17 protein-coding genes are annotated in these 23,012 nt (G+C 68.5%); 14 read left to right on the forward strand and 3 right to left on the reverse strand.

Annotated features, from left to right (window positions below; translation table 11 throughout):
* Positions 1-17 precede the first annotated feature (17 nt).
* The gene (locus tag IT306_02965; protein ID MCC7367354.1) at positions 18-1,733 is read left to right on the forward strand and encodes an FAD-dependent oxidoreductase; all 1,716 of its coding nucleotides are present in this window, start codon (positions 18-20) and stop codon (positions 1,731-1,733) included.
* Positions 1,734-1,775: 42 nt separating this feature from the next.
* Positions 1,776-2,399 (forward strand): rhodanese-like domain-containing protein, encoded by a 624-nt coding sequence (locus IT306_02970; protein ID MCC7367355.1) that lies wholly within the window; start codon positions 1,776-1,778, stop codon positions 2,397-2,399.
* Between the two features lie 143 nt (positions 2,400-2,542).
* Here IT306_02970 and IT306_02975 read toward each other — a convergent pair whose 3' ends face one another.
* Positions 2,543-2,857: a transposase gene (locus tag IT306_02975; protein ID MCC7367356.1), complete on the reverse strand. Its 315-nt coding sequence runs from the start codon at positions 2,855-2,857 to the stop codon at positions 2,543-2,545.
* A 553-nt stretch (positions 2,858-3,410) separates the two neighbouring features.
* Here IT306_02975 and IT306_02980 point away from each other — a divergent pair.
* From IT306_02980 to IT306_03015, 8 genes are all read left to right on the forward strand, one after another.
* Entirely contained in the window at positions 3,411-3,770 is a 360-nt protein-coding gene (locus IT306_02980; protein ID MCC7367357.1) for a hypothetical protein, read from the forward strand.
* A 250-nt stretch (positions 3,771-4,020) separates the two neighbouring features.
* Complete coding sequence (gene secF / locus IT306_02985) at positions 4,021-5,100, forward strand: protein translocase subunit SecF (GenBank protein ID MCC7367358.1); 1,080 nt, start codon at positions 4,021-4,023, stop codon at positions 5,098-5,100.
* A gap of 132 nt (positions 5,101-5,232) precedes the next feature.
* Entirely contained in the window at positions 5,233-7,014 is a 1,782-nt protein-coding gene (locus IT306_02990) for a cation:proton antiporter (protein ID MCC7367359.1), read from the forward strand.
* Positions 7,015-7,082: 68 nt separating this feature from the next.
* Positions 7,083-7,517 (forward strand): ester cyclase, encoded by a 435-nt coding sequence (locus tag IT306_02995; protein MCC7367360.1) that lies wholly within the window; start codon positions 7,083-7,085, stop codon positions 7,515-7,517.
* A 467-nt stretch (positions 7,518-7,984) separates the two neighbouring features.
* Positions 7,985-9,886, forward strand: a complete 1,902-nt coding sequence (locus IT306_03000) for a hydantoinase B/oxoprolinase family protein (protein MCC7367361.1) — start codon at positions 7,985-7,987, stop codon at positions 9,884-9,886.
* A 181-nt stretch (positions 9,887-10,067) separates the two neighbouring features.
* Complete coding sequence (locus IT306_03005) at positions 10,068-10,868, forward strand: DUF3891 family protein (protein MCC7367362.1); 801 nt, start codon at positions 10,068-10,070, stop codon at positions 10,866-10,868.
* Positions 10,869-10,901: 33 nt separating this feature from the next.
* Positions 10,902-11,978 carry an AAA family ATPase gene (locus IT306_03010; GenBank protein MCC7367363.1) on the forward strand — a complete coding sequence of 359 codons (1,077 nt, stop codon included), beginning with the start codon at positions 10,902-10,904 and terminating at the stop codon, positions 11,976-11,978.
* Positions 11,978-12,649 (forward strand): hypothetical protein, encoded by a 672-nt coding sequence (locus IT306_03015; GenBank protein ID MCC7367364.1) that lies wholly within the window; start codon positions 11,978-11,980, stop codon positions 12,647-12,649. Before IT306_03010 ends, IT306_03015 begins: the two co-directional genes overlap by 1 nt.
* A gap of 53 nt (positions 12,650-12,702) precedes the next feature.
* Here the strand turns inward: IT306_03015 and IT306_03020 are convergent, their stop codons facing one another.
* Entirely contained in the window at positions 12,703-13,947 is a 1,245-nt protein-coding gene (locus tag IT306_03020; protein ID MCC7367365.1) for an SGNH/GDSL hydrolase family protein, read from the reverse strand.
* Positions 13,948-14,424: 477 nt separating this feature from the next.
* Here IT306_03020 and IT306_03025 point away from each other — a divergent pair, with 477 nt between their 5' ends.
* Both IT306_03025 and IT306_03030 read left to right on the forward strand, forming a co-directional pair.
* A complete protein-coding gene (locus IT306_03025; GenBank protein MCC7367366.1) occupies positions 14,425-18,171 on the forward strand; it encodes a DNA polymerase III subunit alpha in 3,747 nt (1,248 codons plus the stop codon).
* Between the two features lie 379 nt (positions 18,172-18,550).
* Positions 18,551-19,207 (forward strand): lytic murein transglycosylase, encoded by a 657-nt coding sequence (locus tag IT306_03030; GenBank protein ID MCC7367367.1) that lies wholly within the window; start codon positions 18,551-18,553, stop codon positions 19,205-19,207.
* A gap of 48 nt (positions 19,208-19,255) precedes the next feature.
* On the opposite strand, the gene IT306_03035 is transcribed toward IT306_03030, so the two are convergent.
* Complete coding sequence (locus IT306_03035) at positions 19,256-19,453, reverse strand: hypothetical protein (protein MCC7367368.1); 198 nt, start codon at positions 19,451-19,453, stop codon at positions 19,256-19,258.
* 225 nt (positions 19,454-19,678) lie between these two features.
* Between IT306_03035 and IT306_03040 the strand changes: the two genes are divergently transcribed.
* Positions 19,679-21,469 (forward strand): hypothetical protein, encoded by a 1,791-nt coding sequence (locus tag IT306_03040; protein ID MCC7367369.1) that lies wholly within the window; start codon positions 19,679-19,681, stop codon positions 21,467-21,469.
* 360 nt (positions 21,470-21,829) lie between these two features.
* On the forward strand, positions 21,830-22,933 hold the full coding sequence (locus tag IT306_03045; protein ID MCC7367370.1) for a hypothetical protein: 1,104 nt from the start codon (positions 21,830-21,832) through the stop codon (positions 22,931-22,933).
* The last annotated feature ends 79 nt before the right edge of the window (positions 22,934-23,012 follow it).

The following is a 23,012-nucleotide window of genomic DNA, read 5'->3' on the forward strand; positions in this document are numbered from 1 at the left end:
AGCGCCCTGGAGGCGTCATGAAGGTCATCGTTATCGGTGGTGTTGCGGGCGGTGCGTCTTTCGCTGCGCGCCTGCGCCGGCTCGACGAGCATGCTGAGATCCTGATGGTCGAGCGCGGCCCCTACGTCTCCTTCGCCAACTGCGGTCTGCCGTACCACGTCGGCGGTGTCATCGAGCAGGAGTCCAGCCTGCTGGTCGCCAGCGCCGAGAGCTTTCGCACGACTTTCGGCATCGACGTGCGGACCCGCTGCGAGGCCGTCGCCATCGCGCCGGCCGAGAAGACCGTCACCCTGCGTGACCTGACGACGGGCGTCGAGACGGTCCACCCGTACGACAAGCTGCTGCTGGCCCCGGGCGCGCAGTCGGTTCGGCCGCCGCTGCCGGGCATCGACCTGCCGGGCATCTTCCAGGTTCGCACCGTCCCTGACGCCCGCGAGATCCGCGCCTGGATCGAGCGGGCAGGGGCCGCCCTGGCCGTGCGCCAGGAGCACACGGCGGACGGCTCGGCCAGCCGGAAGCTGCGAGCGGTGGTGGTCGGCGGCGGGTTCATCGGCCTGGAGATGGTCGAGAACCTTGTGCATCGCGGCTTCGAGGTGACGCTGGTCGAGCTGCTCGATCAGGTCTTGCCCCCATTGGACGTGGAGCACGCCCGCGCCGTCGAAGCGAACCTGACCCAGCATGGCGTGCGGCTGGCGCTCGGGGACGGCCTGAGCGGCTTCAAGCCGGCCGTGGACGGTGGGCTGCTGGTCGAGACCCGTTCGGGGGCGGTCTACCCGGCCGATCTGGTTATCGTGGCGCTCGGGGTGCGCCCGGACGTGACCCTGGCGCGGCAGGCCGGGCTGGAGATCGGCGAGCGCGGCGGCATCCGCGTGGACGAGCAGATGCGGACCAGCGACCCGGACATCTTCGCCGTGGGTGACGCCGTCGAGGTCCGCGACACCGTCACCGGGCAGTGGAGCCTCATCGCGCTGGCCGGCCCGGCCAATCGCCAGGGCCGCATCGCCGCCGACGTGGTTGCCGGGCGCGACTCTCGCTACCGGGGCACGCAGGGCACGGCCATTGTCGGGCTGTTCGGGCAGACGGTCGCCTGGACGGGCGTCAGCGAGAAGCTTCTGAACCGCCTCGGCGATACGGACTACGAGCGCGTCTACCTGACCCCAAACTCGCACGCGGGCTACTTCCCTGGCGCGAAGCCGCTCTCGATGAAGATCCTGTTCCGGAGGTCGGACGGGACGCTGCTCGGGGCGCAGGCTATCGGCGAGGACGGCGTGGACAAGCGCATCAGCGTGCTGGCGGCGATGCTTCAGATGGGTGCGACGGTCTACGACCTTGAAGAGGCCGAGATGACCTACGCGCCGCAGTATGGCAGCGCCAAAGACCCGGTGAACTTCGCGGGGATGGTCGGCGCGAACGTGCTGCGCGGCGACATGCCCCTCAGCCACTGGGATGAGGTCGGGGATGGCTTCCTGCTCGACGTGCGCGAGCCGAGCGAGGTCGAGGCCGAGGCTGCGCCGGGGGCAGTCAACATCCCGCTCGGCCAACTGCGGACGCGCCTCGCGGAGCTCCCGCGCGACCGCACCATCCACGTCGTCTGTCGCTCCGGCCAGCGCGCCTACACGGCCACCCGTCTGCTGCTCCAGCACGGGTTCGACGCCCGCGACGTGTCCGGCGGGATGCTGGCCCGCCAGTACGCCCCGGGCCTCCCGGCCGGGCCGGTGGCGCTCCGGGCCTGAGGGCCGCTTCCCGCTGCACTCCCCATGTTGGAGAGGTTCCCCATGACTGTTGCGATCTCTGATCCCGCCTCGGCCAGCGCGGCGCTGTCGCCCGTCGTCGGCGCCGTCGATCTCGACCGGTTCCGCCGCGCCGGCCACGAGGCCGTCGTCGTGGACGTGCGGACGCCCGCCGAAGTTGAGGCTGTCCACATCCCGGGCAGCTACAACGTGCCGCTCGACCAGCTCTCCGAACACTGCGAGGAGTTCCGAGGCGTCGGCGACCCGATTGTGCTGGTCTGTCGGTCGGGCATGCGCGCCCGCCAGGCCGAGGCCGCGCTCCAGGCCGCCGGCATCGAGCGGCTGCACGTGCTGGACGGCGGCGTCCAGGCGTGGCAGCAGGCCGGGCTGCCGGTGGTGCAGGGCCGGCAGCGTTGGAGCCTCGAACGGCAGGTGCGGGCGATCGCCGGCAGCCTGGTGCTCGTCGGCGTGCTGGGCAGCCTGTTCGTCTGGCAGCCGCTGATCTACCTGGCCGGGTTCGTCGGGGCGGGGCTGCTGTTCGCCGGGGTGACGGACACCTGCATGATGGGCCTGCTGCTGCTGCGTCTCCCGATGAACCGGCAGGCGACCTGTGACGTGCCGAGCGTGCTGACCCGCCTGAAGCGGCGCGGCGGCCAGGGCGCGCCCTGAGGCCGGTGAGAAAGCAGCATATCGAGATCGCCCGCACCCAGGCCGGGCGCATCTGCCGGCCGGCAGGTTCTCGAATGGGGCGACAGGAGGTTCGGCGCGCGGCCCTGGTGGGGGCCGCACCGAACCTCCCGCTTCGCCCGGGGTTACGGCTGCCCGTTCGGCGACGCGCCGTCCACTGCGGCCAGGATCTCGTGCAGGATTCCCAGCCGCTGCCAGCGGAGGTACGTCCGGTGCACGGTGCTGTCATCGCCCAGGGCGCGCGGCAGATCGTTCCACCGGCACCCGACGGTCAGCTTGTAGCGGATCGCCTCCAGGATGCGGCGCTGGTCTGAGCGCCGTCGTCCGAAGCGTGGTTGCGGATCGTGCGTGTCGATGAGCTGACGCGCCCGGTCCCAGGCAGCATCAGAGATCGAGGACGGCGCGCTCCCTCCCGGCGCGCCGCCCGGCGGCGTGGTCATGCTTGCTCCCCCCTGAAGCGTCGCCTGCCGCTGACGCCCTCCCCAGGAACGCCCAGGCCGGCGATACTCCCACCCGGTATTCGGCGAATGGTAGCCCGTTGGCGCCGCCTTCCGCTCGGCGCCGGCATTGCAGATGCGCCACAACCGTCAGGTTACCGTCCCGGCCTGGGGTGTTGTCATCCCCCTGGGGGCCTGTTCACCGGGATGCGGTCGTCTCCGGTCCGATTGCCCGCACGAACTCGGCGCGGACCGTTCCCACGAGCCGCCGACCGGGATCCCCAGGATCCTGGAAGATGCGCGGGTGCAGGCGTCCAGGGCGCCGGCCGACGCCCCGCCCGGAGCGCAAGCGAGTGCCCGACGAGCCTCGCACAGACTGTGGATTTCTGTCGGGCAAGCCGTGGGCGTATGGTACCCTTCGGTGCGGTCGGGATCATCCACCGGCCGCCGGATGATCCCCCAAAGGCGGTTGCGAGCAGATCGTTTCGTCGAGCAGATGCCGAGCGTGCCTGCGTGGCGGAGCCAGGCACGTCTGCGTGGCAGAAAGGAGGACGCGATGTCGTGGCGACAGCTGCCCGCCATCACACTGATCCTCCTGGGCATCCTCCTCGCCGCCCCGCTCAGCTCGGGCGACAAGGGCCTCTGGCTCAGCGTCGCGCCGACTGCCGCCCTGCTCTCCGATGCGCCCGCCGGAGGCCTGCCGGCCGAGCACTCGACCATCCTGCCGGACGCTTCGAGCCGGTCGGCGGCGGTCGGGCGTACCGAGTCGAGCGGAGCGGGCCGCGGCCCTGACGCCGATGCCGTTGCGCCGCGGCTGCCGGCCGGCGAGCGCTGGATATCGAGCGCCGCCAGCCGCTCCGCTGAAGAGCAGCAGGCGCTCGCGGCCCCGGCCGCCCCGCGCGCACCACCCGCCTGAGCCTGCGCCGGGCTGACGGCCGGCTCCTGCCGCCCTGCCCGGAGATTGCCCCGCCGGTGAGCCGCCGTGCTCGTCGTTGCCTGCGTGCGCTCGTTCCGTCGGGCCTGCCGGCAGCCGGCCTGGGCGGTTCCTGTCCTGACCCCCCGTAGCGCCGCTGCTCGCGCGCTGCCGACCTCGGCGTCATCGGCGTGGTGGATGGCCGCATCCTCCCACTGACGGTGCCGCCGGCCGCATCCCCTGGAGTGGCTTGATGTTCGATTTCGTCGCCAGACGGCGATGGTTCTACTGGCTCTCGATCCTGATCGTGGTCCCCGGCGTTGTCTCGATGCTCCTGCCCGGCGGCTTTCGCCCCGGCATCGACTTTACCAGCGGCACCCTCTTGCAACTGCGTTTCGCCCAGGAGGTCGAGCAGGAGGCGGTGCGCCGCGCGTTCGGCGAGGCCGGCCACCCCGACGCCGTGGTGCAGCGGGCGAACGACGGCACGTTCCTGATCCGGACCCGGCCGCTTGGGCAGGTCACCGACGAGGCCGAGGGGGCCGGCCAGTCCGAGCGCACCCAACTCCTCGAGACGTTGCGCGGCAGTCTCGGCGAGGTCGAGATCCTGGCGCTGGATCAGGTGTCGCCGGTGATCGCCGAGGAGATCGTGCGGTACTCGGGGGTGGCCGTGGCGGCGGCCTGCCTGGGCATCCTGGTCTACCTCTGGTGGGCGTTCAGGAAGGTGCCCCGCTCGATCCGCTACGGCTCGTGCGCGGTCATCGCGCTCGTCCACGACGCCGTGGCGCTGCTCGGCATCTTCTCGCTGCTGGGGCGCTTCACGACCATCGAGCTGGACGCCATGTTCATCACGGCGGTGCTGACCACCATCGGCTTCTCGGTCCACGACACCATCGTCGTGTTCGACCGGGTCCGCGAGAACATCGTGCGGCACGCCGGCGAGTCGTTCGCCGACATCGTGAACCACAGCCTGATCCAGACGCTGGGCCGCTCGATCAACACCTCGATCACGTCGTTCCTGACGCTGCTGGCCCTGTACATCTTCGGCGGCTCGACGATTCAGAGCTTTGTGCTGGCGATCCTGATCGGCGTGGCGCTGGGCACCTACAGCTCGATCTTCAACGCCAGCCTGCTCCTGTACTCCTGGGAGACGGGCGAGCTTCGGCGGTTGCCGGCCGTGCTGTTTGGCGGTCAGGGCGCATCGCCGGATCTGGTGCTGGCGACGACCGCGCCGGCTGGCGGGTCTGACCCTGCCGAGGCGCGCAGGCGATATGAGCCCGACGAACGTGGCACAGTGAGTGCGACAGTCCGGGGCGCTCGTGGAGCACGCAGCTGACCGCCGCCGCGCCGGCCGCGGCGCCGTTGACGGTCCCATGCTGCCGACGACTCGCCGGCCGGGGAGCCTGTGCTCCGCCGCGCAACTGTCCCTCGTTCGCCTCGCCATCACCTGGGAAAGGAGGCTCCGCCGATGCCCCATGAGACTGCCCTGATCGCCACCATGAGTGTCGCGCTGGCGCTTGCATTTGTCTTCGGCTTCCTGGCGACACGCCTCCAGCTGCCGTCGCTCGTCGGCTACCTGCTGGCGGGCGTCGTGGTCGGGCCGTTCACGCCCGGCTTCGTGGCGGACATGTCGCTCGCGCCACAACTGGCTGAGATCGGCGTGATCCTGCTGATGTTCGGCGTCGGCATCCACTTCTCGCTGCGCGACCTGCTGGCTGTGCGCTCGGTGGCCATCCCGGGGGCGATCTTCCAGAGCACCATCGCCACGGTTCTGGCGATCCTCGTCTGCCTCTGGTGGGGCTGGGGGCTGCAGGCCGGGCTGGTGCTGGGGCTGGCGATCTCGGTGGCGAGCACGGTGGTGCTGCTGCGGGCGCTCATGGAGGGCGATCTGCTGGAGACGACGCCCGGCCGCATCGCCGTGGGCTGGCTGATCGTCGAGGATCTGCTGACGGTGCTGGCGCTGGTGCTGTTGCCGGCGATGGCCGGCGGCGACGCGGACCACGGGCACGGCCTGAGCCTCGCCAGCATGGTGACGGACTGGCTGGGCGTCACGGGCGGGCTGGCGAGCATCGCGGTGACGGTGGCGCTGACGCTGGGGAAGGTCGTGCTGCTGGTGGCGGTGATGCTGTTCGCCGGCGCACGGGTGGTGCCCTGGCTGCTGATTCAGGTCTCGCGGACCGGCTCGCGGGAGTTGTTCATCCTGGCGGTGCTGGCGGTGGCGTTCGGCATCGCGTTCGGGTCGGCCACCATCTTCGGGGTGTCGTTCGCACTGGGGGCGTTCCTGGCCGGGCTGGTGGTCGGCGAATCGGACCTGAGCCACCAGGCGGCCGAGGACGCGCTGCCCCTGCGTGACGCCTTCGCGGTGCTGTTCTTCGTGTCGGTGGGGATGCTGTTCGACCCGTCGATCCTCTGGACAAGCCCGCTGCACGTGCTGGCGGTGGTGGGGATCATCGTGGTGGCGAAGCCGCTGGCGGCGTTCCTGCTGGTGGTGGCGTTGCGGCGGCCGGCCCGGACCGGGCTGGTGGTGGCGGCCGGGCTGGCGCAGATCGGCGAGTTCTCGTTCATCCTGGCGGAGCTGGGTCGCTCGCTGGGGATGCTGCCGACCGAGGGGTACGGGCTGGTCCTGGCGGGAGCCATTGTCTCGATCACGCTCAACCCGGCCATCTTCGCGACGGTCCGGCCGATTGAGCGCTGGCTGGACCGCTGGAGCGGTCGCGCGGACGCCGAGCCGTTGGCAGTCGCGGAGCCGCATGTCGCTCCACGCCGCGATCACGCGGTGCTGTGCGGCTACGGTCGGGTGGGGCGGTTGCTGAGCGCGGCCCTCGAGCTTGAGGATGTGCCGCTGCTGGTGGTAGATCAGGATTGGGGGCTGATCGACGAGCTCCAGGCGCGCGGGGTGGACGCCTTGCGGGCGGACGTGGCCGACCACGGGGCCTTGAAGCAGATGCACCTGGAGCGGGCGCGCGTGCTGGTGGTGGCGATGTCCGATCCGCTGGCGACGCGGCACGTGGTGGAGTTCGCGCAGAAGCACGCGCCGGGGCTGCCCATCGTGGCGCGCACGCACAGCGAGGCCGAGCGCCAGTACCTGACGCAGCAGGGGGTGGACGCGATCCTCGGAGAGCAGGAGCTGGCGCTGGCAATGAATCGTCAGGCGTTGGAGCTGCTGGGGTGCGCCGTGCCGCTGGAGCGCCGGCCGGCCATCGGGAGTGGCGAGCCGCTGTCGGAAGGGGCGGCAGCGGGCGCAGCATAGCGTGTGCGTGGCGCAGCATAGCGTGTGCGTGGCGCAGGACGAGACCACGCGGGGAGATGTGTCACACGATGTCGTTGGAAGCTAATAAGGCGCTGGTTCGCCGCTTCTTTTCCGAGGTGATGGACGCCGGCCGGTCCGAACTGGCGTACGATCTGTTCGCGCCCGATTGCCGCGTGCAGTATCCGCACCAGGCGGAGCCGCGCGTCGGCGTCGAGGTCACCGCCGCCGCCCTGGCCGAGGCGCGGGCCCGGCAAAGCAGCATCACCACCCACGTCGAGCTGCTGCTGGCCGAGGATGATCTCGTTGCCACCCGCGTGCGCCACGACGCCGTCTTCAGCACGGACATCCCGAGCCGCAACGGCATCCTGAAGGCGGCTGGGCGGCCGGTGAGCTGGCTGGCCCACGTCATCTTTCGGATCCGGGACGGCCGGATCGTCGAGCAGTGGGTGCAGCGCGATGAGGCCGGCATCCTCGAGCAACTGGACGCGCTGCCACCGCCGTGATGGTCGTGGGTCGTGGGTCGTGGGTCGTGGGTCGTGGGTCGTGGGTCGTGGGTCGTGGGTCGTGGGTCGTGGGTCGTGGGTCGTGGGTCGTGGGTCGTGGGAATGGTGTGGTGAAAGCACGCGACTTGCAATTGTCATCCTGAGCGCAGCGAAGGACCTCACCCGCTGACCGTCAACCCTCGCCTCACCCGCCGACCGTCATCTTCCGCCTCACCCGCTGACCGTCAACCCTCGCCTCACCCGCTGACCGTCATCTTCCGCCTCACCCGCCGACCGTCATCTTCCGCCTCACCCGCTGACCGTCAACTCTCGCAACATCCGTTAACTCTCAACGCTCGCGTCAGCGGGTGAGGTCCTTCGCTGCGCTCAGGATGACATGGGGAGTTGCGTGTTTGCTGTGAGTGTGCTGACAACACGTCTGCTCGCCTGCTACCCTGGTGGCCTGATCTGCCGGCGGAGGGCACCCTATGACGCAGCCACAGGCGCACCCCGACCCTGCTGTGCCCAGGTCAGCGGTCACCGCCGACCCTATCGTCGTGCAGATCGTCGAGGGGGCGCTGGCCTCCGCCGAGGCCGAGGTCGAGGCGGCCATCGAGCGTACCGCCCGCTCGCCGATGATCCGCGAGGCCCGCGACTTTCGCGGTGGCATCCACGACCGCCACTGTCGGAAGCTGACCGGCCGCTCGTACTCGGCGCTGGTGCAGCCCATCGTCCGCGACTTCCCGATTGAGATGATGCGGCCGGGCGATGTCTTCTTCCACAACGACGTCTACGGCTCCGAGGGCGGCATCGGGCATCTGCCGGATATGTGCTGCACCGTGCCCGTCTTTCACGAGGGTGAGGTGGTGGCGTTCGTGCAGGCGTTCGGCCACCACGACGACATCGGTGGGGCGGTGCCCGGCTCGATGCCCAGTCATGGCACTTCCCACTACCAGGAAGGGCTGATCATCCCGCCGATCCGCATCTACCGGGCCGGCGAGCCGAATGACGACGTGATCCGCCTGATGGCGCGGAACTCGCGGATGCCCGACTCCCTGCGCGGCGACCTCGACGCCGAGGTGGCGGCCTGCCGGATGGGGGCCGAGCGCATCGCCGACCTGTTCCGGCGCTATGGGCGGGCGCAGGTGGAGGCCTGCTTCGAGGCGATCCTCCAGCGGACCACCGAGACGTTCCGACGCGAGCTGCTGAGCAAGATCCCGGACGGCGTCTACGTCTGGGAGGACTACGCCGAGCACGACGGGGTCGATCCGCCACGGCTGCACACCCAGCGGATGACGATGACGAAGGTCTCCCAGCCGGAGCCGAAGCTGCTGATCGACTTCACGGGGACCAGCCCCCAGGCGAAGGGGCCGATCAACCACGCTGGCAACTACGCGGACGGCGTCTTCCTCAAGAAGTGGATCGCGCCGATCCTCCGCAACCTGGCGGACACCCCCGAGCGCATGGCCGAATTGGACGTGAACGAGGGGGTAGTGTCGCTGATCGAGCTGACGTTCCCGCCGCCGGGCACCCTCCTGACGCCGATCTTCCCCGCCCCGACCAACGCCCGGACGTTCGTGATCTTGCGGCTGCTCGGCATCCTGGCGGGCGTGCTGGCGAAGGCGAACGGCGGCATGATGCCGGCCGATCAGGAGACGATCCGCTACACCGGCTTCCACGGGCGGGACCATGGCGATCGGCCGTACCTGATGCGCGAGGTGCTCGGCGGCGGATCGGGCGGCCGGCCGTGGGCGGATGGCTCGGACACGGTCCACGTGGTGCCAGACTCCAAGAACCTGCCCGTCGAGTTCACCGAGACGCGTTTTCCGTTGCTGGTGGAGTCTCTCCAGCTTGCACCGGATTCTGGCGGGGCCGGCAAGCGGCGTGGCGGCCTGGGCTACCGCAAGGAGATCCGCCCCACGCTGGATGCCTATTTTCTGTCCGTGGCCGACCGCTCGATTCTCGGGTGCTGGGGCCTGAAGGGCGGCAAGGCGGGCCGGCCGTTCCGCGTGACCGTCGATCCGGGCGGCCCGAACGAGCGGCAGCTTGAAGGGCTGGTGGACGACGAGCCGGTCCCAGCCGGGACGCTGGTGCGGATCGACACGACGGGCGGCGGCGGCTGGGGCGACCCGCTGGAGCGCGAGCCGGAGCGGGTCGCATTGGATGTGACGCAGGGGAAGGTGACCGCCGAGGCTGCCCGCGCCGAGTACGGGGTGGTGGTCGAGACGGCGGCGGACGGCCTCTCAGGAGTTGACGTTGCCGCGACGGCCGCCCTGCGTGCGGACATGGTGGCGGCGCGCGATCCTGGCCCGCTCCCCCTCTTCGACCGTGGCCCTGGCTACCGGCTGCTCAGCGGCAAGCTGCAGGCGGATGTGGATGGCGGGTTGTAGAGCGAGGGTCGTGGATGGCGGGGCGCGGATCGAGGGGTGCGGATCGTGGGACCGAAGAGGATCGCGCCTGGTGGCCGAATTGCAGTAGCCTGATTCTGGTGACCGGGCACGACGCGGTGTCGGGTTGGCGTCCCCCATAGCCCAACGCCGACGATCCTCGACCCCACCGGAGGTGGATCTCGTGATTTTCCAGATCTTCCGTGGACAGCTCCTGGTTGTGCGGCAGCCGGATCATGGGGTCCAGGCCGGCCTCTTCGCCAGCCGCTGGGGGAACGAGCAGACCCCAACCTTCGATCCGCGCCAGGAGGTCATCGACGCCGGCACCCAGCACGACAACGGCTGGGCAGCGTGGGAAGAGTCCCCGACGATGGACCCGGAGACGGGCCAGCCGTGGGCGTTCTTCAAGCTGACGCCGCACGAGCACGTGCCGCTGTACCGCCGGGGCATCCAGATGGCAGCCGACCACGATCCGACGACGGGCCTGCTGGTCAGCATGCACGGCGCGGGCCTGTACAACGACCGCTACGGCACGTTCCGCCTCAACGAGCGGAGCCTGAGCCAGGCCGAGCAGGCTCTGGTGGACGAGTTTCTGGCCGAGCAGGCGCTGTTCCAGCAGTCGCTGGCGCAGCGGGCGCTGCGCCGGGAGCTTCACTCGCACGTCACCACCGATCCACAGGTCTGGTACAACTATCTCCTGTTGCAAGTCTGGGACAGGCTGCAGTTGCAGTTTGCGTGGCGGCTCGGCGCAAGCGGCGAGATCGCGCCGCTGCCGTATCCTGACGGCTCGACGGGCTCGCTGAAGATCATGAATCTTGGTGAGCTGTCGGTGCGGCTCGATCCGTACCCGTTCGACACCTCGCCGCTGGTCTTCCCGATGGCGGCGCGGCTGCTGCCGGACAGGCGGTATCGCAACGCCGAGGAGTTCCTGGCTGAGATGTCGAAGACGCCGGTGACGATGTTGGAGTGCAAGGTCACGCGGTAGACAGTGACGCCGCCGCGATGAAGGGCCGTCTGTATGTTCCGCTCGGTGCGCATCCAGAACTTTCGCCAGTTCAAGGATCTCCACCTGGAGAACCTTGGCCGGATCAACCTGATCACCGGCCAGAACAACACCGGCAAGACGAGCCTGCTGGAAGCCCTGTTCCTCCTGCTTTCCCCGACGAATCCGGAAGTTATCCTGACCATCGCCAATTTGCGCGGAATTGAGACGGTCCTCGCAGATGGCCCCAATGCGTGGGGCTGGATTTTCAATAGTGCGGCAGAGGCAGAAGTCGTCACGCTGAGTGCAGTGGACGATAGAGCGCAGTCCGTAAAGCTCCGGATCAAGTCTTCACGCAGTCTGCGGATGCCCAGCTCAAAGCCGCCGCCCGGTGATCGGGCGCCGGGGACACTTGAATACGTGGTAACTACGTCAGGACGGCCGCTCGTCGCACTCGTGTTCGAGTACGAAGATAGCTGGGGGCAGCATGGGCTTTCACGTATCAGGATGGAGACTGACGGGCCACGCATCGAACATGAAGCCGGTCAGATTCACGACTTGCCATCCTTCTTCGTGCCCAACCGGTCACCAAGATCAACATACGACGCTCAGGCGTACAGTCGGATTGTGCAGGCGAATCGGGACCACGAAGTTGTCGATTCGCTAAGGATCGTTGATCGTAGACTCGCGCGCCTCCAAATCCTCGACACTGGCATGGGTGCGAACGTCCATGCTGATTTCGGTGACGGCGCTCTCTTACCACTGAACGTCACCGGCCAGGGATTTAGCCGGGTGCTGACGATTGTGACGGCAATTGTCGAGTCAGCAGGTGGCGTCGTGCTCATCGATGAGATCGAGGACGGCCTGCACCACGACGTCATGACTGATGTCTGGAAGGCGATCATCGCGGCGGCGCATCAGCATGACGTGCAACTGTTCGTGACCACGCACAGCCTGGAAGCCATTGAGGCCGCCGTCGGAGGCTCAGAGGGCTACGAGGGCAGTCTGGCCTTCTACCGGCTGGAGCGGGAGAAGAGCGGTGAGATCGGGGTTGTCGCGGGGGAGGATCATCGATTGCGCTCGGCTGTGAAGGCCAGGGCTGAACTGCGCTGATGCCTCCACTGCCGACCCCCACCGGGCAGATTCAGACGCCCGGGCTGATCTGGTGCGAAGGCCCGAATGACTTCGCCTTCCTCCGACGACTCATCGTGGGTGAAGGACTGACATCGAGCTTGCGCGTTGAGGTGTTTGAAGGCAAGGAGAATCTCTCGACCTATCTTGAGATTCTTCGCCTGCGCCCCGGGTTCTCGGGCCTGAATGCACTTGGTATCGTGCGAGATGCCGATGAACTGCCCTCTGGCGCCCTCCGTAGTGTGCGGGATCTCTTAATGAATCAAGGTCTGCCCTGTCCTGACCATGCTGGTATCGTCGTTCGCGGTCCCAGCTTCGACGGCCGGCACCGAGCGGCCGGCGTCTTCATCGCGCCGGATGGGGAAAGTCCGGGAGCTCTCGAGAGTCTCTACCTACGAGCCATCGGTAGAGATGCGGTGTCGGACTGTGTACAGGCGTTCATGCACTGCGTCATCCCGCATCTGCATGCATCTCTCGTCGCGCATCGGGCGAAGGTTGAGTTTCATACCTGGCTCGCATCGCGTGAGCGCCCGGGCATTCTGCCGGGCCAGGCTATGGACGCGAACTACATCGTTCGAGACCATCCGGCCTTTGATCCAATCAAGGCGTTCCTTCGCGAGCTTGCGACGGCGGCCGAGACGCCTGCCGAGTAGGTAGCCACTGCAGCCTCTGGTCCGGCGTGGAGGCGGCGTTCCGGGGAACCGGGCTACGGGTGGATGTAGCCGCCGTGTTCGATGGCCTCCCCCAGGGCCCTGGCGGCTGTTGCGTGACCGGCCGCGTTCCAGTGCCCGTCCACCGCGTAGTACAAGGGCGCGCCGTTCGTGGCTGACGCCGTGCGCATGGCCGGCAGCAGATCGACGTACGGCAGCTCCAGCCGGCGAGCGATCTGGCCCAGACGGTCCGTCGGCGCTTCGGGGCTGGCCGGCCGGCGCTGGGACCGGTTGCGAAACAGCTCCTGCCGCCACTGCACGGGGTCCAGCGCCCGCCAGTCCGGCACGCCCACCAGCACCAGCGGTGCGCCGTGCTCCCCGGCTCGCAGCTTGAGCCGCGCGAACAACGCTTCGGTGAGCGTCCAGGCTTTCGCCCAGTCGCCTTCGGGGTGCAGATCGTAGTTCTCGCGGATGTAGTTGCGCGCGCCGCCGATCACCTCGATATCCTCGCGGATGTACGACGGGTCGAAGAAGGTGCGGACGCTGCCCTCAAACACGTTGTAGGTCCACGAGCGTCGCATCATGGTGACCAGCGGGCTGTGCGGCGTGACGGGCGGCCCTGGCAGCAGCGTGAGACGCCCATCGGCCTGAAGCTCGAAGTACGGTTTGAGGGCCAGCCGTCTGTCGCCGCCGGGGATCTCCAGCGCGGGGCTGTTGTTCTTGACGTCGTTGCCGACGAAGTGCAGCACCATGACCAGATCGGGCTGGTAGCGGTGGGCGTCATGCTCGAACAGCAGGAGGTACTGGGCCGTGCCGTAGGCGGCGACGCCGGCGTTGATGACCTCGACGCGCGGACCGCCAGCCTGCATGGACCACTGGTTGAGCGCCGTCTCCAGACGCTCGGCCACCCCTTCCCACTGCTGTACCTGCACGCCTTCGAGGAAGGAATCGCCCAGGAGCAGGACGCGGAAGGTGCCGGGCGGCTTCTCGTAGGATGTTCGCCGATCGCGCAGGCCGAGCGGGCTGATCTGGACGTAGGTCGTAAACTCGGGTGCGCGCATCCAACCGCGATGGTTGGGCGCGTGAAAATGTCCGAGCAGCTCGTGGCGCACTATGTACGGGCCGGTGTCGTAGCCGCCGGGCAGCCACGGCCCGAGCAGCCGGAGCGACGCTTCGAGCAGCAGGATCGGCATGAGCAGGCTGAACAGCACGACGAGCGCACGCGCAGCGAGAAGCTGCCGCGTGCGCCGCCGCGCTGGCGCCCGGATCGTTGACGGGATGGCCGATGGACTGGCCGTCATACGTGCGTCTCGCAGCGCTGGCAAGGTGCGCCGCCCCGGGGCACGTGCAAGCAGCTACGCGTGTGTCTCCTGCCCGTAACCTGGATGGTGTGCAAGCGTAGCATCCCGAGACGGTGGCTGCGTACCGGGGCCGCGCATTTGCGTTCTTGGCCGCATGCCTTGGGGACAGACCACGGGGAGCGCTGCACAGCGTCGTGCGGCGAGGGCACAACGCCGACGCGTGCCCGTCGCCGCCCGGCTGGAGCCCGCCTCGGCCCGTCTCAGCCCGCGCAGGCGGACGCAGACGCCTAAAAGCTCCGGAACGCGCACGACCCGATGGACGCCGGACGGCTCGGTGTGCGGTACGCTATCCACGGGCGCGCATCGAACACACGTTCCGTTAAGTATCGGGCAGACTGAGGGTAGACAGCCTCGCCCGGTTGGGGCAGTGTGCCGAGTCGACGCGCGCCAACGGTCTGAATTGTCCACGGAGGGCCTGTGGCCGCCGACTTCTGCCATCTGCACGTGCACTCGGAGTACAGCCTGCTCGACGGGTACTCCAAGACCAAAGAGCTCGCTAAGTACGCCGCCAAGCTCGGCATGTCTGCCGTCGCCTTGACCGACCACGGCAACCTGTACGGCGCTATCGAGTTCTACAAGGCGTGCAAGGACAGCGGCGTCAAGCCGATCATCGGCATCGAGACCTACGTTGCGCCCGGCAAGATGACCGCCAAATCCGGGCAGGACCGCGACTACCGCCACCTGATCCTGCTGGCCATGGACGAGACCGGCTACCGCAACCTGCTGGAGCTGACGACCCGTTCCTGGCTCGAAGGGTACTACTACAAGCCGCGCATCGACCGCGACCTGCTCAAAGAGAAGAACGAAGGGCTGATCGCGCTCTCGGCCTGCCTCGGCGGCGAGGTGGCCGGGCCGATCAACAAGGGCGACTACGAGGGCGCGAAGCAGAGCGCGCTCTGGTACAAGGAGGTCTTCGGGGACCGCTACTACATCGAGCTGCAGGAGCACGGGCTCAAGGAAGATGCCACCGTCACCCCGCAGCTGATCCGGCTGGCCCGCGAGCTTGACATCCCCGTCGTCGCCACCAACGACAACCACTACACCACGCGCGAGCAGGCTGAGAAGCAGGACTTGCTGCTCTGCGTCCAGACCAGCTCGACCATCGACGATCCGAAGCGGATGCGCTTCGAGACGCAGGAGTTCTACCTCAAGAGCCCGGACGAGATGGCCGAGCTGTTCAAGGACACGCCGGACGCGATCGCCAACTCGCTGGTCATCGCCGAGCGCTGTAACCTGAAGCTGAACTTCGGCCGGATCAACTTCCCGCCGCTCGAACACGTGATGCAGCCGGGCGAGAACGCCGACGACTGCCTGGCGCGGTCCTGCCGGGAGCGGCTGCCGGGCCGCTACCCGAACACCGAGGAGTATGTCCGCCAGCGGCTCGACTACGAGCTGGAGGTGGTGCGGAAGACGGGCTTCTCGGCGTACATCCTGCTGGTCTGGGATTATGTCGCGTGGGCCAGGGAGCGGAAGATTCCCTGCGGGCCGCGAGGCTCGGCGGCGGGCAGCATCATCCTCTACCTGCTGGGCATCGCGGACGTCGATCCGATCGAGTACGGGCTGACGTTCGAGCGCTTCCTCAACCCCGAGCGCGTCCAGATGCCTGACGTGGACATGGACTTCGCGGACGAGCGCCGTGAGGAAGTGATCCAATACTGCATCGAGCGGTACGGCGCGGACCATGTCGCGCAGATGGTCACGTTCGGGCGGCTGCTGGCGCGCGCTGCTATTCGGGATGTCGGCCGGGCGCTCAACTACCCGCTGAACGAGGTCGAGCGGGTCGCCAAGCTGATCCCGCAGATCCCCGTCGGCATGACCATCGACAAGTCGCTGGATCAGGTCAAGGATCTGAAGCAGCTCTACGATGCTGACCCCTCGGTCAAGCGGCTGCTCGATTCGGCCAAGTCGATTGAGGGGGTGGCCCGGCACGCCTCGACGCACGCCGCCGGCGTGGTGATCTCAGGCGATCCGCTGGTCTGGCACTCGCCGCTGCAGAAGGTCGGCAAGAGCGAGACGATGGTCATGACCCAGTACCCGCAGAAGGCGCTTGAGGAGATCGGCCTCCTCAAGATGGACTTCCTGGGGCTGGCGAACCTGACGATGCTGGCGAAGGCGGTCGAGTACATCCGCGAGTCGCGCGGGGTCGAGATCGACCTGAGCACCGTGCCGCTCGACGACCCCGAAACGTACCGGCGGCTCTCAGACGGCGAGACCCACTCGGTGTTCCAGCTTGAAGGCAGCGGGATGACCCGCTACGTCAAAGAGCTGAAGCCGCAGACGGTCCGCCACCTTGCGGCGATGGTGGCGCTCTACCGCCCTGGCCCGATGGCCCACATCCCGAACTACATCGCCCGCAAGGAGGGCCGCCAGCACGTCGAGTATCCGGACGCCTCGCTGGAAGACCTGCTGGACGAGACGTACGGGATCATCGTCTACCAGGATCAGGTGCTGCAGATCGTGCAGCGGGTGGCCGGGTACTCGCTGGGGCAGGCCGACATCCTGCGCCGCGCCATGGGGAAGAAAGACCCCGAGGTGATGCGGAGCGAGCGCTCGCGCTTCATCGATGGGGCAAAGGAGCGCGGCTATCCGGTCGAAACCGCCGAGAAACTGTGGGAGTACATCGAGCCATTCGCCGGCTACGCCTTTAACAAATCGCACGCGTTTTGTTACGCCTTTGTTGCGTATCAGACGGCGTATCTGAAGGCGAATTATCCGGTCGAATGGATGGCCGCCGTCCTGACGACGGATGTTGCCAAGCCTGAGAAGATCGTCTCGGCGCTGGGCGAGTGCCGGCGGATGGACGTCGAGATCCTGCTGCCGAGCATCAACTACAGCCAGGTCCGTTTCACGGTCGAGACGCTGGCCAACCCGGGCAAGTTCACGCACGGTATCCGCTTCGGGCTGGCGGCCATCAAGAACGTCGGCGAGGGGGCTGTCGAGTCCGTCGTGGCCGAGCGCGAGAAGAACGGTCCGTTCAAGTCGCTGGACGATTTCTGCAGCCGCGTCGATCTCCGCATGGTGAACAAGCGGGTGATCGAAGCGCTGGTCAAGTGCGGAGCGATGGACGAGTTCGGGCCGCGCGAGCGGGTGTTGGCCGGCATCGACGCCTGCATGGGCAACGGGCAGCGCTCCCAGAAGGCCGCCAGCACCGGCCAGGTGGACATGTTCAGCATGTTCGGCGGCGGCGACAACGACAGCTCGACGGTCTTTGAAACGCCGCTGCCGGTGGTTGCGGAGGTCGGGCGGCGCGAGAAGCTCACCTGGGAGAAGGAGGCGATTGGCGTCTTCCTCTCGGATCATCCGTTCATGGACGCGGCGCGCTGGTTCGCCAGCAGCAAGTACACCCTCACCAGCGCCATCAGCACGGACATCGCCGAGAAGCAGGTGACGGTGGCCGGCATCGTGGCCTCGATCCGGCGGATCACGACCCGCAAGGGCGACACGATGGGCGTGCTGACGCTGGAAGACCTCCACGGCAGCGTTGAGGTGGTCGGGTTCCCGAAGACGTTCCAGCAGTACGCTGAATTGTGGCGGGAGGACGCCATCCTGGTGGTGCAGGGGAAGGTCGATGCCCGTGACGACCGCCTCCAGATCATCGCCGAGGGCGTCGAGGAGCCGCAGCTTGGCGCGGACCTGGAGAAGGCGGCCGACGAGGACGTGCGGATCTACCAGCCGACGGTGACGGTGGACCCGAATCCGCGCGCCGCCTGGCGGCCGAAGAAAGATCCGGCGGCCCAGAACGGCAACGGGAACGGGGCATCCAACGGCCACGGCTCGTCGAACGGGAATGGCAGCCATGGCAACGGACAGAGCCATGGCAACGGACAGAGCAACGGCAATGGACAGAGCAACGGCAACGGCAGTGGTGGCTACGTCAACCACAACCTGAACGTGCGGACGATGGCCCCCGAGGTGGTCGTGCAGCGGGTGCGCCTGCTGATCCCTCGCACCGAGAACGACGCGGCGGACATCACCAAGATCCAGCACCTGGACCACGTGCTCGGCGGGCTGGAGGGGCAATCGCCGTGCGAGGTGGTGGTGGTGCTGCCGGAGGGCCGGTTCCGGGTGAGTGACCCGGACTACCGGGTCCGGCTGACGGCCGATCTGACCGCCGAATTGCGGCGGATCTGCGGTGAGGAGCACGTCATCATCCAGCGAGGCTGAGGGCCGGCCGGGCGCCGGAGCGGCCCGGCCGTTGCACTGGGGCGGCCCGGCCGTTGCACTGGGGCAGCCCGGCCGTTGCACTGGGGCAGCCCGGCCGTTGCACTGGGGCAGCCCGGCCGTTGCACTGGGGTTGCAGGCGCTGCGTTTGCACGACCGGCCCCCCTGCGTTTCGTTGGAAATTGTGGCGAATTCGGTTGTAGATGCGGCACGCACGGCGCGGGCCGGGTATCATCCTGTCGTCGGACTTCTCGTGCGCTCGTTTTGGCACGAGGTGGGTATGGACCGGCGTTCAGGACGAACTCAGTCAGGACGAAGACAGGCGCGCCCGGTGCTCTGGACTGCCGCCACGGTACGAAGGCGGCGGATCGCAGAGCTATCGGTGTTTGCCTACATGCGGCGGTATTTTGGCCGGATGGTCATCGTCCTGACGCTGGTGACGCCGCTGCTGATGGTGATGACGTATCAGTGGGCGCCCCGGCGGGGCCAGCGCGAGGCCGACGAGCTGGTGACCATCGCGCTGGCCTCGGCGCAGACGCGCACGGCCTACGCGCAGGATGGCGTCGGGGTAGTGTATGCCCGTCAGCAGCCTCTGCCGCCGACGGTCAGCCAACTGGCCGGTGTGGATGGCGTTCGTCCGGTGGCGTGGTACCGGGTGGCGGCGGCCGAGCACCGCATCGACCCGTACCTGCTGGAAGCGCTCCACCAGATCGAGTCGAGTGCGGCAACGGACGGCTGCTGGCCGAACCTTGACGGCTCGGGCGCTGTCGGGCCGTTCCAGTTCAAGCGGCCGACGTTTGACGAGGTCGGCGTGGACGGTAACGGGGACGGCATCGCGGATATCTGCGGGTTCGTGGACTCGCTGGCCTCGGCAGCGCGGTATCTCCGGACGCTCGGTGCAGATGACCAGATCGACGGGCCGGCGGTGCGGCAGGCGCTCGAACGGTACGGGACGGACGTGGAGCGGGTGCTGAACCTGGCGCGGTACTTCCGGGCGCGCGACGCCTCGCTGACGGCCTCGGCGCCAGCGCCGAACTGACGCCGGAGCCCGCAGCCGGGGCGTGACGGCCCCGGCTGGCGTGTGTCCTCAGCGCGTTGTGCGGCTGCCGGCCTGCTTCTCGCCTTCGGCGGCGGCCTCCTCGCCTTCCTCATGGATGGGCGTGGCGTAGACGCCGGCCGTGCCCGTTGCCGAAGGCTCGTGCTCGTCGAGGCCAGTGGGTCGGCCGGCCGACCCCATCTCCTCGTCGTGCTGGTGGTGGTGCTGTGCATCGTCGTTGCGTGCCATCGTGGGACGTCCTCCTAAAACGCTGCTGCACAAAGACGATGCACGTGGCATGCCTCGATCATGCCCGGGACGCACTGCCCGAACGACGAGGAACAGGCGGCAACTTGACAGTTGGGCTGGTGCGAGTGGCGCAAAACCCCGAACGGTATAGAACAAATGATCTATACCGAGGGTGCTCGGGCGTGTGTCTTTGCTGTTGCGCCTGGGGTTTTGGGGGGTGCGCCCGTGACGCAGTATCACGTTTCGCTGAACGGTCAGGGTTACGTGCTCGACCTGGACCGCTACCAGAAGCGCATCCGGGAGCCGTTCCCGAGCAAGCAGACCGAGGGCTCGGTGGACTTCGGCGACCTGCGCGGCCCCGAGCAGCTGCTGGTGCTCTCGGACTGGTCTGGCGGCGAGGGGGTGGTCAGCTATGACGAGGCCACCCCGAGCCGCTACCGCTCGGGATCGGACATCGACATCTGGTCGTTGCCGGGGGCGGTGCGGCTGGGCGCGGAGCTGGCAGCTCCCCTGGTGGACTACGGCGCGGACGAGAGCTGCTGCCTGGCGGTGTTCAACGGGAACCTGATGATTGGGCTGTCGAACGGGCAGCTGTACCGCTACGACGGGGCGGCCTTCACGGCGCTGGTGAACACGGGGGCGGCGGTCCGGAGCATGGACATCTTCATGAACCGGCTCTATTACGGCTGCCAGGGGACGGGCGTGGTGGGGTCGTACACGACGGGCTGGGTGAACGCGCCGACGGCGTTCACGGTGGCGGGGTCCACGGGGGTGTGGACGCTGCGGACGCACTACCGGCAGGCGGCGCAGTACCTGTATGTGGGCAGTTCGGGGACGGGCACGAACGGCGTGTCTCGGGCGTACTACTGGGACGGTGGGGCGCTCTCGGCGGGACAGTTCGACTTTGAGGAGCTGTTCCCGCTGGCCTCGGCGGTGCTGAACGGGCGGCTGTACTTCGTGGCGAGCCAGGCTGGCGGATCGCCGCGGCTGGGGCTGTACTCGGTGGACGACAGCGGCTCGGGCGGGGTGTGGCGGCAGCATGTGCGGCTGGACGGGGTGTTCTGCTGGAGCGCGGTGGCGTTCGACGGGGCGCTGTACCTGGGCTGCTCGCCGGGCGGGCAGGTGCTGAGGTGGGACGGCGCGCAGCTGACGCGGGTGCTGCAGCTGGGGACGCCGCTGGTGCCGCACACGGGGGACATCCGGGGGATGGCGGTGTGGAACGGGGCGCTGTGGGTGGCGACGGTGGACGCTGGGGGCATCCTGTTGCTGCGGTACGACGGGCGGGCGTGGTCGCGCCCGGCGACGGGGGTGCCTGGGACGGCGTCGCGGGCGCTGGCGGCGTACAACGACCAGCTGTACGTGGGGACGCAGCGGACGACGGTGGGGGCGCAGGGGACGGTGTGGCGGGTGGCGTCTGGGGTGCGGACGTCGGGGACGGTGGAGAGCGGGCTGATCTCGTGCGGGCTGCCGGGGGTGCCGAAGCTGCTGAAGAGCGTGACGCTGGTGACGTCGGCGCTGGCGTCTGGGCAGGCGGTGGCGGTGCAGTACCGGCTGGAGGACACGGGCGGGTGGACGACGCTGGGGACGCTGTCGACGGTGGGGGCGACGACGGCGACGTACCAGTTTGGCGCGAGCGTGACGGGGCGGCTGATCGCGCTGCGGCTGGTGCTGACGACGTCCTCGGCGGGGAACGGGTCGCCGGTGGTGCATGAGGTCGGCCTGCGGTACGTGCCGCGCCCGACGCTGGCGCGCGAGTGGGAGCTGGCGGTCATTCTGGAGGGGACGCCTGAGCTGCCGCTGGTGACGCTGGACCAGGCGGCGGAGCCGCTGACGGGTGCGCAGCTGTCGTCGGCGTTGTGGACGGCGGCAGGGGTGGCGGGGACGGTGACGCTGGTGGACCTGGACGGGGCGAGCTACGCGGTGTACGTGCAGGATGTGCGGGAGGAAGTGGGGAAGATCAGCCAGCGGCGAGGGTATCAGCGGCTCGGGCTGGTGAAGCTGGTGGAGGCGGCGTGAGCGGGGGTGGTGGGCCGTGGATCGAGGGCCGTGGGTGGTGGGTCGTGGATCGTGGATCGAGGGTGGTGGATCGTGGATCGAGGGTGGTGGATCGTGGAAGCATACCGGCTGACGTGCGCCGCTGCGATGGAGTAAAAACGCAACTCTCCATGTCATCCTGAGCGCAGCGAAGGACCTCACCCGCTGACCGTCAAGGTTCGTGTCGCGCGTCATCTTGCACATTGCCCACTGACCGTCAACGACCGCGTCAGCGGGGGAGGCCCTTCGCTGCGCTCATAATGACAATTGGAAGTCGCATGTATGATAGTAATCGACGATCCGCAAGTATGCTCCCTGACTCCTGATCATTGATGACTCACCATGTCACGCGATACAGCAAGCGCGATCTCCGCAGTCCTCGGCGCGGTGCAGGAGCGCTGGGGCTCGCACAGCCTGACCCGTGGGTACAACGGCCCACGCGCGTCGGGCATGCTGGCGTTGCGGGCGCGGCACACCGCGCAGCCGGCCTTGCCGCCCTGGTGGCCGGGCGCGGAAGGCTACCTACGGCCGAACCTGCTGGAGCTGCGTGGGCCGGACTCGTGCGGCAAGCTGGGCGTGGCGCTGCTCTGGCTGGCGGCGGCCTCGCGGGGCGGGCTGGTGGCCGTGGTGGATCAGGCAGGGACGTTCTACCCGCCGGCCGCCGCCGCGAGCGGGCTCGACCTGGCCCGGCTGGTGGTGGTGCGCCCGCCAGACCGACGAGAGGCAGTCGAGGCCGTCTCGCTGCTGCTGGCGAGCGCCGGCTTCGACGCGGTGTTGTGGCCGCTGGAGTGGAAGACGCGTCCGCGCGGGCTGGACTCGGTGAGGCTCTCGACGCTGGCCGCGCGCTCGAAAACCACGCTGCTGGCGCTGGTGACGGATCGGCGTCGGGCGTCGGGCAGCAGGCTGGCCGAGCACGCGGACTCCGACGCCGACCGGCTCTTCCCGAGCGCCGATGTGCGGCTGCGGGTGACGGCCTGGGAGTGGCGCTGGCAGGATGGCGAGCTGGCGGGCGTCTCCCCGCGCCTCCGCACCGAGCGGCTCCGTGGCGCGCAACCCGGCCAGGAGTGGGAGCTGCGTCTCGAACAGCATCGGGCGGTGGACGCCTCGGGCATGGGGCCAGACGGTCTGCGCGAGGGCGCGTTCTGGACGCCCGGCCGTGAAGCATCCACGCGGGAAGCAGTTCGGGGCGGGATCGCCGCCGCCGCTGGCCGGACCGAACGCGTCGGCGGAAGCGCTCCAGGACCGCACATGCCAGGCCCGCATGCCCGGCATGCTGGACAGCAGCCCTCCGGCCGAGCCGGAGCCTGCCCACCGGCGGACCATCTGTGTCTGGCTGCCGCGCTTCCGCTCGGAGGTGGAGGCGCGCGAGCGACCGGACCCGCTGGGGCGGCCGATCTCGGTGTTCGATCCGAGCCGGCGGCGTCGCCCGCTGCTCGAACCGCCTGACCTGGGTGCTGGGCGTCAGGTTTCGGGTTCTGGGGAGACATCTCCTGAAACCCGAAACCCAGAACCCAGCACCTACGTG

It is taken from the genome of Chloroflexota bacterium (assembly GCA_020850535.1).
GTDB lineage: Bacteria > Chloroflexota > UBA6077 > UBA6077 > JACCZL01 > JADZEM01.